The organism is Intrasporangium oryzae NRRL B-24470 (assembly GCF_000576595.1).
Classification (GTDB): Bacteria; Actinomycetota; Actinomycetes; order Actinomycetales; family Dermatophilaceae; genus Intrasporangium_C; species Intrasporangium_C oryzae.
On record NZ_AWSA01000029.1, the window covers coordinates 42363 to 56924 of the forward strand.

A 14562-nucleotide genomic window follows, 5' to 3' on the forward strand; every position below is an offset into this window, starting at 1 on the left:
CGGAGGAGTCGGCTGGGTCTGGTCAGTCGGTGATGCCGGCTCCCCGGTCGGCGATCTCGCTGGCCGCCTCGAGATAGGCCAACGCACCGCTGCTTGTCGGGTCATAGGTCATGACGGTCTCCCCGAAGCTCGGCGCCTCGGAGACGCGCACCGACCGAGGGACCGTAGTCCGGAGCACCTGCTGCGGGAAGTGCTCGCGCACCTCGTCGGCGACCTGGGCAGAGAGCCGGGTCCGCCCGTCGTACATCGTCAGCAGGATCGTCGACACGTGGAGCGGCGGGTTGAGGTGGGCGCGGATCAGCTCGATGTTCTTGAGCAGCTGCGAGAGGCCCTCGAGGGCGTAGTACTCGCACTGGATCGGGATGAAGACCTCGCTCGCCGCGACCATCGCGTTGACGGTGAGCAGTCCAAGGCTGGGCGGGCAGTCGATGAGGATGTAGTCGTAGGCGTGACCGGTCGCCTCCGCCTCGGCGATCGCCTTCTGGAGGCGCGACTCCCGGGCGACGAGACTGACGAGCTCGATCTCGGCCCCGGCCAGGTCGATCGTCGCGGGAGCGCAGAAGAGGTTCTCGACCGTCGTGCAGGGCTGGACGACGTCGAGCAGTGGCGTGCCGTCGACGAGCACGTCGTAGATCGAGGGCACGTCGGCGTGGTGGTCGATCCCGAGCGCGGTGCTCGCGTTGCCCTGGGGGTCGAGGTCGACGACGAGGACCGTGAGGCCACCCTGGGCCATGGCAGCCGCGACGTTGACGGTGGTCGTCGTCTTGCCGACACCACCCTTCTGGTTGGCGACGGTGAGGATGCGGGGCTGCAGCGGCTTGGGCAGCTCCCGCCCCGTCAGCTGGATCCGGCGGCGGGCGTTCTCAGCCAGCTCGCGGGCCAGTGGTGTGTCGTCGCCGGCGGTGGGGATCGCCGAGGCGAGCTCCTCACGGTCGAACGCCTCACGTGATACCGGAGCCACGTCCAGTCCGTCATCCACAGCATTGTCCCCAAGCCCCGCCGGGTCTGATTCCCGCACGGATCGAGTCGATTCGGCACTCACATCCACATCTCTGTCCACAGGTCCTTCGCGGTGGTCCGCCGAGCCCTGTGAACCGCTGACGGCCATCCTCCCAGCAGTCTCCGACGGTCGAGCCACTGCCTCTGAAGGCTCGCCGTCGACCAGCTCTCCGGGGCTGTCCGGCACGTCGTGCCTCCCCGACTCCGACTGACCCGGGGTGGCCTCGTCGGCATCTGGTGCCCCGGCCTCGTCGGGAACCGCGGTGCCGGGCACCACCTGTTCGGTGTCAGCGGCTGCGGCGTGAGCCGCCGCGGCCCCGGAGGCGGCAGTGGTCGATCGAGACGCGGAGCCGCCGACCCAGCCGAGCCGCTGACGTTCGCGACTCGGTGCAGGCTCATCCAACCAGCCGAGATCGGACATCATCATGTCGACTCCACCTCCGGGTCTCTCGGCACCTGCGCTCGACGGCCGTCGCTCGACAGGCACCTGCGGATCGGTCTCGACACGATCATGTAGGACGCGGCGTCCGAGTGCTCGGCGGCAGGCCGCCCGATCGCGAACCTCGTGGCCGATCCGCCCGACGGCGTGCCGACCCCGCGCTGCTCGGACCCCGGGCGCGGAACCTCCGGCGGTCGAGCGTCGCCCCGATGGTCAGGCGCAGGACCGTCGTCGGCTCCTCGATGACCCCGACGCCGTACACGTCGACCCCGGCGTCGGCGACCCCCATCCGCGTCAGTGCGGTCCGGTGCTCCTCGAGCTCCGCCGCCGCCCTCGACCCCTTCAGGGCGAGCAGGCTTCCGTGGGGACTGAGGAGCGGGAGGGTCCACTCGGCGAGCTGGACGATGCCCGACACCGCGCGGGCGGTGACCCAGGGGGCGCTCAGCCGGTCCCACATCGACTCGGCCCGCGCGGTGTGGACCGTCACGTTGTCGAGCCCGAGCTGGGCGACGGTGCCGGACAGCCAACCGGTACGCCTGGCCAGCGGCTCGACGAGGTGCAGCTCGAGCTCCGGGCGGGCGATGGCGAGGGCGAGTCCGGGCAGGCCGGCACCTGACCCCACGTCGATGACGCGCTGCGTCTCACCGGTTCGTGGGATCGCCAGATGTGCGACAGCGCAGTTGAGGACGTGACGGTCCCACAGGCGCGGTGCCTCACGCGGGCCGATCAAGCCATGGGTGATCCCGGTGTCGGCGAGGATGGCAACGAACTGCTCGGCGAGCTCGAGACGGGGACCGAAGATGACGCCCGCGACCTCCGGCGTCGCGGGCGGCCCTTCCAACGCCCGAGCGGCGTCCGGCTCGCCACCCGTCGGCGCAGGCTGCTGCGACGAGCTGTCACTCGGTCGGTCGGACACTCTCGTCTCCTCGTTCAGTTCGGGCCTGGTGGATGGTGCCGCATACGCGTCAGGGCCGTGTTTCACGTGAAACACGGCCCTGACCGTGGTTCATGACGGGAGGATGACGATGTGCCGGTTCGGGTCGACACCCTCGGACTCGGACACGAGCCCGGCGGCGGCGACCTCGTCGTGGACGACCTTCCGCTCGAACGCCGACATCGGCTCGAGGGACTGCCTCTGGCCCGTCTCCTTGACCTGCGAGATCGCCTTGGCGGCCATCTCGACGAGGGTGGCACGTCGCGCGGCCCGGTGGCCGGCGATGTCGAGCATGAGGCGGCTCCGCTCCCCGGTCTCTGCCTGCACCGCGAGACGGGTCAGCTCCTGGAGGGCCTCGAGCACGCGGCCGTCCTGGCCGACCAGACGCCGCGGAACCCGGCCCTCCTCGGAGTCGACGATCGCGACGGCCGCGCGGTCACCGTCGACGTCGACGTCGATGTCGCCATCGAGATCAGCGATGTCGAGCAAGGTCTCGAGGAAGTCCGCCGCGATCTCGCCCTCACGCTCGAGCTGGCGCAGCCGCGCCCGCCTGTCGGCCTTGGGTGCTGTCGCGTGCGCCTCGCCGGCCTCGGCTCCGTCGGTCACCTCGTCGCCCGGCTCGTCGCCCGCGTCCTCGACCTCGGCAACCTCGCCGACCCGGTCGGTCATCTCGTCGGTGGTCTCCTCGGGCATCTCGTCGGTCGACCGGTCGGTCGCGTCATCGGCCATGCCGCCCGGAGCGGCCTCGCCGGCCTCACCCCGGGGCTGCTCGTCCTCCGCGGCGACGTGCGTCGCGTTGGTGTCGCTCATCAGTGTGCTCCTTCATTCACAAGCCATCCACATCATGTGGACAACTCGTGTTGTCGCAGGTCAGGTGCCCTAAGGCGGTGTGGAAAGAGAGGTGGAGAGCGCGTCAGCGCTTCTTCGACGGCGGGTTCTTGGCCCGCTTCTTGCCCTTGGGCTGCTGGCGCTGACCCGACTTCGGAGCGTCGTCGGGAACCGTGGCGTCGTCGGCGACCAGACCGGGGACGACGAGCTCCTTGGGCGCCTTGCCCTTGCGCTTCAGGCGGTCACGCTGCGCCTGCTCCGCGGCCGAGCCGGGCGCCGGCATGTTGCGGATGACGTAGAACTGCTGGCCCATCGTCCACAGGTTGGTGGTGAGCCAGTAGATGAGCACACCGATCGGGAAGTTGATGCCGGAGATCGCGAAGAAGAGCGGCATCAGGTAGAGCAGCACCTTCTGCTGCTTCGCGAAGGGGTTGTCGAGCGCAGCCGCGGGCATGTTCTTGCGCATCAGCTGGTGCTGCGTCGTGAACGTCGTGGCCGACATCAGGATGATGAGGACGGCCGTCAGGATCTGGACGTTGAGGTTGCCGTTCGCGTGGACGAAGGTGTCGGAGAGCTTGGCGCCGAAGATCGTCGAGCTCTCGATCGTCTGCGCGACCTCCTGGGTGATCGGCCCGATCGGCGGCGCCTTGCCCTCCGCCTGCGCCTTGAGGTTGTTGAGCAGCTGGAAGAGCGCGAAGAAGAACGGGCTCTGGATGAGGATGGGCAGGCAGCTGCTGAACGGGTTGGTCCCCGTGCGGCGGTAGAGATCCATGATCTCGGCCTGCTGGGCCTTCTGCGACTCAGGGTCGCGCTTGCCCTTGTACTTCTTCTGGATCTTCTGCATCTCGGGCTGGATGAGCTGCATCCGGCGGGAGGAGTGGATCTGCCTCACGAAGAGGGGGATGAGCATGAGCCGGACGACGACCGTCAGGCCGACGATCGACAGGGCCCAGGCCCAGCCGGCCCAGGCTCCGGTCAGCCCCAGGGTCTCGAAGAACCAGTGCCAGCCGTACATGACCCAGGCTTCCCCGAGCTTGATCGGGTAGAGCAGGGTTTGTAGAAAATCTCCCACGTGTGTCCTCTGGGCTCTGGTGGGCGGGGGTCGTGCCGCTCACCGCTGATCGGCAATCGAGTATGCCGGGTGGTCAGGTCGTGTGGTCGTGCGCGGGTGGGCCGTTCCTCGGGTGGTCGTGCACGTGCTCGTGCGTGAGGCCGGGCGTCACGGCTCCGGATGGGCCGGCCGCGCCGCCCTCGACATCGGACGGGTCCGGGCCTGCCTCGGGATCCTCCCGGGGCCGGAAGTCCTCGGGCCGCACGTCGTTGCGGGTCTCCCACGTCAGCGGCACCTCGTCGACGCCCCCGGGGGTCCACGGGTGGCAGCGACCGAGGCGCCGCGCCGCGAGCCAGCCCCCGCGAAGGGGGCCGAATCGCTGGAGGGCCGTCACGGCATACGCGGAGCAGCTCGGGTAGAAGCGGCAGGTCGGCGGTCGGAGCGGTGAGACGAACCGCTGGTAGAGCCGGACGGCGAGCACGAGGGGCGCCGACAGCAGCTCGTTGACGGTCATCGTCATCGCGACCTCACCCGGGTCGCCTTCTCGAGCTGGCGCGCCATGGCGTCGTCGAGCTCGGCGAACGTCGCGTCCGCGGCCGCGGGGTTGGCCCGCACGACGAGGTCGTAGCCGGCCGGTATGCCGCTCAGCCGGGCGGCCGCGATGGCGCGGAGCCGGCGCTTGGTGCGGTTGCGCACGACCGCGTTGCCGACGGCTTTGGACACAACAAGACCGACGCGCGGCGGAAGATCCGCACGCGCATCGGTCCGGTTGGCATGCACGACGATGAGTCGCCCGCCTGCTCTGCTGGAGCCTGGCCCGCGGACTGCCGACGCGAAGTCCGCGCTCTCACGCAGACGGTGACGTGCCGGCAGCACGTCGGGACCTCAGTGGCCTCAGGCGGAGAGCTCGGCGCGGCCCTTGCGACGGCGGGCGGCGAGGATGGCGCGGCCGGCACGCGTGCGCATGCGCAGGCGGAAGCCGTGCGTCTTGGCGCGGCGACGGTTGTTCGGCTGGAAGGTGCGCTTGCTCACGAGGATCTCCGTAGGTTGCGGGTGCCGGGCCGGGGCAGGCTCCCGTTGGTGGGGCTGGTCTGTGGCGTGGTCGTCGTCGACCGCAATCGGCAAGCCCGTGGAGTCCGCCGGACCGGTGACCCAGACTGGGTCGGCCGATCGGGAGCCATGGGCATGCGAAGACGGTCGCAGACACGCTCGGTCCACGATACGGGAGCGGTCGAAGGAGGGTCAAACCGACGGGGCGCCGTGGCAGAAGCACCGAAAAGGGTCATCGTCCTGCCAATCGAACCGGATGCAAGACGACACGCCGATGTAGGCCGCCATTACCCCGCTCGCAGGTTGTCACGGCCCACCGAGGGTTGTAGTTTTCGTCTCTCACGCCTGCGGTCGCCGACTGTGCACAGGGTGTGGACAAACATGTGGACAACAGGGCAGGGTGCACCACGACATGGCGTGCGCCCGGGGGCGCCGCTCCGATGGACGCGGGCGCAGGCTGACGCAGTCAGGGACAGGTGACCAGGTGACGGACGGGGACGTCGACTACGGACGGATCTGGCAGCAGACGCTCGGCACCCTCGACTCCGTCGGGCTCTCCTCGCAGGAGCGGGCGTTCGTCCGTCTCTGCCGCCTCGTCGGGGTGCTCGACCAGACGGCGCTCGTCAAGGCGCCGAACGCCTTCACCAAGGACTTCCTCGAGACGCGGGTGCGCGAGCAGGTCGTCAGGGCCCTGACCGATCACCTGCGCCACCCGGTGCAGCTCGCGGTCTCGGTCGACGAGAGCCTCGAGACCGACCTCGGCCTCATCACCGACGAGCCCGCCGGCCAGCCGGCGCTGTCCGACCGGTCGCGGCTCGGGATGTCCGTCTCTCCTCTCGGCATGCCGATGCCGGGTTCCATCGGCTCGGTCGGTTCAGTCGGCTCGGGCATCCCGCTCGCGCCGCCCGAGCCGATCCAGACCCGGCTGACCGTGCAGGGGGGCTTCGTCCGCAACCCGCTCAAGGACCTGGAGGAGAGCGCGCCGGCCCTCAACGGCGCCGACCTCGACGACCCGGGCCACCCGCTGTCCGGCGGCGAGAGCGGCCCGCTGCGCCAGCAGCGCATCGAGCCGCCGTCGACCGGTGACACCCGCCTCAACCCGAAGTACACCTTCGACACCTTCGTCATCGGGGCGAGCAACCGCTTCGCCCACGCGGCGGCGGTCGCGGTCGCCGAGGCGCCCGCCAAGGCGTACAACCCCCTCTTCGTCTACGGCGAGTCGGGACTCGGCAAGACGCACCTGCTCCACGCGATCGGGCACTACGCGCGGACGATGTTCCCCAACGTGCGGGTCCGCTACGTGAACTCCGAGGAGTTCACCAACGACTTCATCAACAGCATCCGCGACGACAAGGCGAGCGCGTTCCAGAGCCGCTATCGCAATGTCGACGTGCTCCTCATCGACGACATCCAGTTCCTCCAGGGCAAGCTGCAGACCCAGGAGGAGTTCTTCCACACGTTCAACACGCTCCACAACGCCAACAAGCAGATCGTCATCACGAGCGACCTGCCACCGAAGGAGCTGTCGGGCTTCGAGGACCGGATGCGCACCCGCTTCGAGTCGGGGCTGCTCACCGACGTCCAGCCGCCCGACCTCGAGACCCGCATCGCGATCCTGCGCAAGAAGGCGATCCAGGACCGGATGTCCGTGCCCGACGACGTCCTCGAGTACATCGCGACCAACTTCAGCACCAACATCCGCGAGCTCGAGGGTGCGCTCATCCGGGTCACCGCCTTCAGCAACCTCAACCGCCAGGCCGTCGACCTGCCGCTCGCCGAGATCGTCCTCAAGGACGTCCTGCCCAACGAGACGCCCAACCAGGTGACAGCGGCGACGATCATGGCCGTCACCGCGGCCTACTACGCCGTGACGATGGAGGACCTCTGCGGCTCCTCCCGCTCGCGCCAGCTCGTGACCGCCCGGCAGATCGCGATGTATCTCTGCCGGGAGATGACCGACCTGTCCCTGCCGAAGATCGGGCAGCACTTCGGTGGCCGCGACCACACGACGGTCATGCACGCCGACCGCAAGATCCGTGAGCTCATGGGCGAGCGGCGCGCCATCTACAACCAGGTCACCGAGCTGACCAACCGGATCCGCCAGCAGTCCCACTGAGACGCGCTGGCTGAGACGCAGCGGGCCGGGACCGCGCGTCGGCGCGGACCCGGCCCGGCGGCATACGACCTCGGGCGTATGCCGCTCACCGCGCGAGCGCGGCGACCGTCTCCTTGAGTGCCACGTCCCACGGCGTCGGGGCGAGGCCGAAGGTGCTCTCGGTGTGCGACGAGTCGAGCACGTAGGGCCGCTCGAACTGGTGGCGCGTCTCGCGCATCTCGCGCAGGAAGGGGACGACCGTGCCGAGCGCCGTCCCGATCGGGCGCGGGAGGACCCGGACTCGAGGGGTGGGCCGGCCGAGGAGGTCGGCGATGTCGGCGGCGGCCTCCTGCATCGTGCGCGGTGCCACGGTCGGGACGTGCCAGACCTGTCCCCAGCTCCGGTCGTCGGTGGCGAGAGTCGCGGCGAGCGCGCCCACGTCGTCCTGGTAGGTCCACGAGTGGGGAGCGGTAGCCCGGCCGACGGGCAGGAAGACGCGTCCCTTGGCCACCTGCAGGACGAGCTCGTTGAGCCACGACGTGCGCGGCGTCGCGAGGGGCCCGAAGTAGTCGCTTCCGCGCAGCTCGGTCGCCCGGACGCGGCCGGCCTCGTGGGCCGCGAGCGCGTCCTGCCACATCCGCGCCCGGATCTGCCCCTTGTGGCCGGTCGTGCTCATCGGGCTGTCCTCGCGCATCGGGGCGTCGACCTCTCCGTAGACGTAGAGGTTGCCGACGGTGACGAGCCCTGCACCCGAGTGCTCCGCCGCGGTGAGGACGGCAGCCGCGACCGGCGGCCAGTCCCGGTCCCACGTCGCGTAGGAGGGCGGGTTGACGGCGTTGACGATGCTCGCGGCGCCTCGGGCCAGGCGGGTGATGGCCTCGGCGTCGGCCGCGTCGACGGCGACGACGTCGACGGCCTCCGTCCCGCCGGGGACGGTCTCCCAGGGCCGGTCCCGCACGACGCCGGAGCGCGAGGCGAGGGTGACGGTGTCGCCGCGCGCGACGAGGTGGGTCGTGGTCGAACGGCCGACGCCGCCGGCACCGAGGACGAGGTGGTGGGCCATGGTCTGCTCCTTCGTAGATGTGAGCACTGCTCTTGTTTCCAGCATGGACCTTGTCGGCGACAATTTCAAGAGCAGTGCTCACATTTCTTCCTCGTGGGCCCCCTCCGTGTGGCACGCTCATGACATGACGACGGAAGAGACGGCCCGGCCCGTGCTCGGCAAGCGTGCCCGGCAGCGCCAGGCCATCGAGTCGGAGATCCTGCGCGTGGCCCGTGAGCACCTGGCGACCGAGGGGGCCGCAGCGCTCAGCCTGCGCGCCATCGCCCGCGACCTCGGGATGGTGTCGTCGGGGATCTACCGCTACGTCGAGAGCCGCGACGAGCTCCTGACCCGGCTCATCGTCGACGCCTACACGTCCCTCGCCGAGACGGTCCACGACGCGCATGATCAGGTCGAGCCTGCGGACCTCACCGGGCGCTGGGACGCGATCGGCAACGGACTGCGCTCGTGGGCCATCGCACACCCCCACGACTTCGCTCTCCTGTACGGCTCACCCGTCCCCGACTACACCGCACCGGCCGACCGCACGACCCAGGCCGGGACCGCGGTCCTCGTGGTGCTCCTGCGGCTGCTCGACGACGTCGACCGAGCCGGGCGCCTCGCGTCGCCGCCCGCGGGTCTCGAGGAGTCCCTGGCCACCGCGGCCCTGGGCCCGATGCTGTCCGACGACTTCTTCGCGGGCACGGGGATCGACGCGACGGCGCTGGCCCAGGGCCTCGCCGCCTGGACGCTCCTGCTCGGAGCCGTGACGAGCGAGGTGTTCGAACAGCTCGGCCCCCTCCCCGATGCCGAGGGACTGTTCGCCTGCCTGCTCGTGTCGGCGAGTGGGCTCTTCATCGACGCCGACTGAGCAACCGCACGTCCACATTCGTCCACAGGCACTCCACACCTGTGTGCACAGCGTGACCGTCCCGTGACAGACGTGATGGGGGCACCTCAGACCCGTTGTCCACCGCCTGTGGACAACCCTGTGGAGGACTAGTCACCAGTTGTCCACAGGCGGGCGGGGTTCCGAAAAGCCCGAATTGAGCGCCTTCCCGGGTTTGTCCACAGACACCTGTGGATGATTGTGGAAAAGGCAACGAAACCTGCGGACAATGCCCACATCGACTGTGAGGACGGTGTGCACGCCGCTCCGCCGTCCACAGTCGGGGTCCGCAGACTGTGGACTTGTCCCCAGCCCGCAGATCCGGCGCCACGCGAGCTGACCTGCGCTGATCTGCGCTGTCCACATGATCCACACCACCTACGACCATGACGAGTCCCTCAACCATCGCGAGGGCCCCGACTACGAGGGTCGGACGATGCCGTCGGTCCGACCCCGGGACAATGGGGAGGTCGGTCACCCCATCGGTAGCCCGGAGTCTGGTGGTGCCTGTCGCCGCCAAGGACTAGTGTCTGAGCCCCAATGACCTACGTCCTGAGGTGAGAGCGCCGTGAAGTTTCGGGTTGAGCGTGACGTCCTGGCCGAGGCCGTGACCTGGGTGGCCAGAGGCCTCCCCGCTCGACCGCCCGTCCCCGTGCTCGCCGGCGTCCTCCTCGAGGCAGCCGAGGAGGGCACCCTCACCCTCTCCGCCTTCGACTACGAGGTCTCCGCCCGCATCACCATCCCGGCCGACGTCGCCGAGGGCGGCCAGGTCCTCGTCCTCGGCAGGCTCCTTGCCGACATCTCCCGCAACCTGCCCAACAAGCCGATCGACATCAGCACCGACGGCACCAAGGTGACGGTCACGTGCGGCTCGTCGCGGTTCAGCCTCCGCGAGATGCCGGTCTCCGACTACCCGACGCTGCCGGCCTCGCCCGAGGCGAGCGGGACCATCGCCGGCGACGTCTTCACGCAGGCCGTCGCGCAGGTGTCCGTCGCGGCCGACAAGGGCGACACCCTGCCGATCCTCACGGGTGTCCGCATGGAGATCGAGGGCGACAAGGTCACCCTCCTCGCGACCGACCGCTACCGCCTCGCGATGCGCGAGCTGACCTGGAGCCCCGGCACCCCCGACGCGAGCCACATCGCGCTCATCCCGGCCCGCCAGCTCTCCGAGACCGCCAAGGCGCTCGGGGCGTCCGGCTCCGTCGAGCTGGCCCTCGGTCCGGGGTCCGACGGGCTCATCGGGTTCGAGGCCGGCCGTCGCCGCACGACCACGCGCCTGCTCGACGGCGAGTACCCCAAGGTCACCTCGATCTTCCCGACCTCCGTCGACACCGAGGCCGTCATCGAGACCGCCGCGCTCGAGGAGGCCGTCAAGCGCGTCGCTCTCGTCGCAGAGCGCAACACCCCGGTCCTGCTCAAGTTCACCGACGGCCAGGTGTCGATCGAGGCGGGCACCGGCGACGACGCCCAGGCCTCCGAGGCCGTCGAGTCGACCCTCACGGGCCCGGAGATCCAGATCGCGTTCAACCCGCAGTTCCTCCTCGACGGGCTCCACGCGGTCGGCACCCCGTGGAGCCGGCTGTCCTTCACCCAGCCGAGCCGTCCTGCCGTCCTCAGTGGGCAGCCCGAGGCCGACAGCGACGCCGACACCTCCTACCGTTACGTCCTCATGCCGGTCCGCTTCGCCAGCTGACCACTCGGCGGCCCCTCGCCCGCCGGCGGCTGCCGGATGCAGCGCCCGACACGTATGCCGCCGGGCTGGGCTAGCCTCGAACCACGCTTCTCCCCCACCTCCGTAGGAAGGCTCCCGACATGCAGCTCGGTCTCATCGGTCTCGGCAAGATGGGCGGCAACATGCGCGAGCGGCTGCGTCGCGCCGACCACGAGGTCATCGGCTTCGACCACAACCGCGAGGTCGCCGACGTCGGCTCCCTCGAGGAGCTCGTCCAGGCGCTCAAGGCCCCGCGCGTCGTGTGGGTCATGGTCCCCTCCGGCGACCCGACCCGGCAGACCGTTGCCGCCCTGGCCGACCTGCTCGAGCCGGGCGACCTCGTCATCGACGGCGGCAACTCCCGCTTCACCGACGACTTCGCCAACGCCGAGCTGCTCGGCGCCAAGGACATCGGCTACGTCGACTGTGGCGTGAGCGGCGGCATCTGGGGTCTCGACAACGGCTACGGCCTGATGTGCGGCGGCGACGAGAAGTGGGTCGAGCGCGCCATGCCGATCTTCGACGCGCTCCGTCCTGAGGGCCCCCGTGACGAGGGGTTCGTCCATGCCGGCGCGGTCGGGGCCGGGCACTACACCAAGATGGTCCACAACGGCATCGAGTACGGCCTCATGGCGGCCTACGCCGAGGGCTACGAGCTGCTCGAGAAGAAGGACATCGTCACCGACGTCCCGGGCGCCTTCAAGGCATGGAGCCGCGGCACGGTCGTGCGCTCCTGGCTGCTCGACCTCATGGTCGACGCGCTCGAGAAGAACCCCCACCTCGACGGTGTCTCCGACTACACCGTCGACTCGGGTGAGGGCCGCTGGACCGTCGAGGAGGCCATCGCGCTGTCCGTGCCGATGCCGGTCATCTCCGCGTCGCTCTTCGCCCGTTTCGCCTCCCGACAGCAGACCTCGCCCACGATGCAGGCGGTCGCCGCGCTCCGTGGGGAGTTCGGCGGACACCAGGTCATGACCGTCGAGGAGGGCGAGGCCCTGCGCCGGGGCGAGGGGCCCACCACGCTGCACGAGGTCCGTCAGACCCGTGAGTCCGCAGAGGGCTCGCCCACTCCCGCGGCTGCGGCCTCGCAGGGGCGTGCGGCCGCCGACGCCGGCCCTTCCTCCGGCACGGGGTCGACCGGCGGGAGCGGCTCCGGCGGCGCCGCCGACGCCGGGCCCACGTCCGGCACCGGCGAGACCTCCTGACGGGCGGCTGCCTGTCCTGACCCGTCCGTGTACGTCCGTCACCTCACCCTCAAGGACTTCCGGAGCTACCCCAGCGCCGAGCTCGCGCTGACGCAGGGGGTCACGACTCTCGTCGGGCTCAACGGGCAGGGGAAGACCAACCTCGTCGAGGCCGTCGGCTACCTCGCGACCCTCGGTTCCCACCGGGTCGCCACGGACCAGCCGCTCGTGCGCTTCGGCGCAGCCCAGGCCATCGTGCGCGGAGCCGTCGTCCGCGACCACCGCGAGACGATGGTCGAGCTCGAGATCACGCCGGGTCGCGCCAACCGGGCCCGGCTCGGCCGCTCGCCCGTGGCCCGCCCTCGCGACGTGCTCGGAACGCTGCGCACGGTCCTCTTCGCCCCGGAGGACCTCTCCCTCGTCAAGGGCGACCCGTCGGAGCGCCGCCGCTTCCTCGATGACCTGCTCGTCCAGCGCCAGCCGCGCTGGTCGGGCGTGCGGTCCGACTACGACAAGATCGTCAAGCAGCGCAACGCCCTGCTCAAGTCGGCGGCGTCCGTCCTGCGCAAGGGCCGCGGCGCCCCCCGGCGGCCTCGGCCCGGTGACGAGCCGGTCGACGAGGCCCGGGCCGCGGCGCTGCACACCCTCGACGTGTGGAACGACCACCTGGCGACCGTCGGGTCCCAGCTGCTCTATGCGCGGCTGCGTCTGCTGCGCGATCTCGTCCCCGACCTCGCCGAGTGCTACGACGCCGTCAGCGCCGCGAGCTCCAACGCCCGCGCGACCTACCGCAGCTCCCTCCACGAGTCGCTCGCCGCCCGCATCGGCGCCGGCGAGGTGCCTGACGTCGACGCCTTGCGCCAGGGCGTCCTCGACACGCTCGCCGAGGTGCGGGCGACCGAGATCGAGCGCGGGGTGTCCCTCGTCGGGCCGCACCGCGACGACGTCGTCCTCAGCCTCGGCGACCTGCCCGCGAAGGGGTACGCCAGCCACGGCGAGTCCTGGTCGTTCGCGCTGGGACTCAAGCTCGCGGCATACCGGCTGCTCCGACGCGACCTCGGGGACGACCCGGTGCTTGTGCTCGACGACGTCTTCGCCGAGCTCGACTCGGGCCGGCGCGACCGCCTCGCGGGGCTCATCGCCGACTGCGAGCAGGTCCTCATCACGGCGGCCGTCGGCGCCGATGTCCCCGACGTGCTGCGCGAGCAGGGCATGACGTATGCCGTGGAGCTCGGCGAGGTGCACCCCCTGACCCCCCAGCCCGTGCCCTCCCCCTCCCAGCCCGTGCCCTCCCCCTCCGCTCCCCGCGAACCGAACGCGGTGTTCGGTTCTGAAAGCGGTGGTATACCGGTGAGTTCGGAAACGAACGCTGCGTTCACCTCGCAGGTGGGGGAGCAGGAGGGGGAGCAGGAGGGGGAGCAGGATGAGGGGTCGGGACGGTGAGTGAGCCGCCGAGCGACCCGACCGTGCCTTCGGACGCCGGCCCGGGAGAGCCGGACGCGGTCGCCGGGGCTGTCGAGCCGGGCGAGACCACGGAGCCGGCCGCGTCCGACGAGGAGACGCGGATCGCGGATGCCGCCGCGTCCGCTCTCGCTCGTGCCCGCGCGGCTGCGGCGGCGAAGGGGCTCCGCCCGGGCATGAGGCCGCTCAAGCGGCGCCGTCCCATCGGCCAGGCGCCGGTGCTGTCGGGCTCGGCCCGCGACGGCCGCGACCCGGCCCTGCTCGGCGACCAGCTCGACCGCCTGCTCCTCGATCGCGGCTGGAAGGTCGATGTCGCCGTAGGGTCGGTCATGGGCCGCTGGGGCGAGATCGTCGGTCCCGACATCGCCTCGCACGTCCAACCGCTCACCTTCGCCGAGGGGATCCTCACGGTGCGGGCCGACTCGACCGCCTGGGCGACCCAGATGCGCCTGCTCACGTCCTCGGTCCTCGCCCGCGTCGACGAGGAGATCGGCGCGGGTGCGGTTACCGAGCTCAAGGTCCTCGGGCCGAGCGCACCGTCGTGGAACCGCGGCCCACGCCGCTCGCCGGACTCCCGCGGTCCTCGCGACACGTACGGCTGACGCCCACGGCCGTCGCGCTGAGTCCTCGTGCCGGCAGCCCGGCGAGCCGGGATCGGCCAGGGTTTCGGCGGGCAGCTGTCGGTCCCGGGTCGCAGACTGTGGCCATGACCCAGCACCGGTGCACGATCATCCCGCCCTACATGCTCGAGGCCATGCTCCAGGGCGATGACGAGCACCTTGCCGGCCACGCCCGCGACGCGCTCGACCTCGACCGCGAGGTGCGCCGGGCCCGCCGGACTCGCACCGCGGCGCCCACGGCCGCGCCGACGCCCCC

Annotated in this window: 14 protein-coding genes; 6 read left to right on the top strand and 8 right to left on the bottom strand. The window is 70.6% G+C overall.

Going from position 1 to position 14562, the window contains the following annotated elements; translation table 11 throughout:
* Window positions 1-22 precede the first annotated feature (22 nt).
* The 7 genes from N865_RS13700 to rpmH form a co-directional block, all read right to left on the bottom strand.
* A complete protein-coding gene (locus N865_RS13700) occupies window positions 23-979 on the bottom strand; it encodes an AAA family ATPase (protein ID WP_322786062.1) in 957 nt (318 codons plus the stop codon).
* Between the two features lie 529 nt (window positions 980-1508).
* The gene (rsmG, locus tag N865_RS13705) at window positions 1509-2354 is read right to left on the bottom strand and encodes a 16S rRNA (guanine(527)-N(7))-methyltransferase RsmG (protein ID WP_084328229.1); all 846 of its coding nucleotides are present in this window, start codon (window positions 2352-2354) and stop codon (window positions 1509-1511) included.
* A gap of 90 nt (window positions 2355-2444) precedes the next feature.
* The gene (locus N865_RS13710) at window positions 2445-3182 is read right to left on the bottom strand and encodes a Jag family protein (protein ID WP_245603762.1); all 738 of its coding nucleotides are present in this window, start codon (window positions 3180-3182) and stop codon (window positions 2445-2447) included.
* 103 nt (window positions 3183-3285) lie between these two features.
* Window positions 3286-4272: a membrane protein insertase YidC gene (yidC, locus tag N865_RS13715; protein WP_034806977.1), complete on the bottom strand. Its 987-nt coding sequence runs from the start codon at window positions 4270-4272 to the stop codon at window positions 3286-3288.
* Between the two features lie 73 nt (window positions 4273-4345).
* On the bottom strand, window positions 4346-4771 hold the full coding sequence (yidD, locus tag N865_RS23840; protein WP_084328230.1) for a membrane protein insertion efficiency factor YidD: 426 nt from the start codon (window positions 4769-4771) through the stop codon (window positions 4346-4348).
* Complete coding sequence (rnpA, locus tag N865_RS13725; RefSeq protein ID WP_034806980.1) at window positions 4768-5127, bottom strand: ribonuclease P protein component; 360 nt, start codon at window positions 5125-5127, stop codon at window positions 4768-4770. Before rnpA ends, yidD begins: the two co-directional genes overlap by 4 nt.
* Before the next feature lie 18 nt (window positions 5128-5145).
* Window positions 5146-5283 (bottom strand): 50S ribosomal protein L34, encoded by a 138-nt coding sequence (gene rpmH / locus N865_RS13730; RefSeq protein WP_010849920.1) that lies wholly within the window; start codon window positions 5281-5283, stop codon window positions 5146-5148.
* Between the two features lie 502 nt (window positions 5284-5785).
* Between rpmH and dnaA the strand changes: the two genes are divergently transcribed.
* Entirely contained in the window at window positions 5786-7417 is a 1632-nt protein-coding gene (gene dnaA / locus N865_RS13735; RefSeq protein WP_034806982.1) for a chromosomal replication initiator protein DnaA, read from the top strand.
* A gap of 85 nt (window positions 7418-7502) precedes the next feature.
* On the opposite strand, the gene N865_RS13740 is transcribed toward dnaA, so the two are convergent.
* Window positions 7503-8459, bottom strand: a complete 957-nt coding sequence (locus N865_RS13740) for an NAD-dependent epimerase/dehydratase family protein (RefSeq protein ID WP_034806984.1) — start codon at window positions 8457-8459, stop codon at window positions 7503-7505.
* A gap of 124 nt (window positions 8460-8583) precedes the next feature.
* Here N865_RS13740 and N865_RS13745 point away from each other — a divergent pair, with 124 nt between their 5' ends.
* The 5 genes from N865_RS13745 (at window position 8584) to N865_RS13765 (ending at window position 14288) form a co-directional block, all read left to right on the top strand.
* Window positions 8584-9309, top strand: a complete 726-nt coding sequence (locus N865_RS13745) for a TetR/AcrR family transcriptional regulator (RefSeq protein WP_034806987.1) — start codon at window positions 8584-8586, stop codon at window positions 9307-9309.
* Between the two features lie 586 nt (window positions 9310-9895).
* Window positions 9896-11023, top strand: a complete 1128-nt coding sequence (gene dnaN, locus N865_RS13750; RefSeq protein WP_034806988.1) for a DNA polymerase III subunit beta — start codon at window positions 9896-9898, stop codon at window positions 11021-11023.
* A 119-nt stretch (window positions 11024-11142) separates the two neighbouring features.
* Window positions 11143-12246, top strand: coding sequence for a phosphogluconate dehydrogenase (NAD(+)-dependent, decarboxylating) (gene gnd / locus N865_RS13755; RefSeq protein WP_034806990.1), 1104 nt, complete (start codon window positions 11143-11145; stop codon window positions 12244-12246).
* Between the two features lie 27 nt (window positions 12247-12273).
* Entirely contained in the window at window positions 12274-13668 is a 1395-nt protein-coding gene (recF, locus tag N865_RS13760; RefSeq protein ID WP_034806992.1) for a DNA replication/repair protein RecF, read from the top strand.
* Window positions 13665-14288 (top strand): DUF721 domain-containing protein, encoded by a 624-nt coding sequence (locus tag N865_RS13765; RefSeq protein WP_245603763.1) that lies wholly within the window; start codon window positions 13665-13667, stop codon window positions 14286-14288. The genes recF and N865_RS13765 overlap by 4 nt, the downstream gene beginning before the upstream one ends.
* Window positions 14289-14562 lie beyond the last annotated feature (274 nt).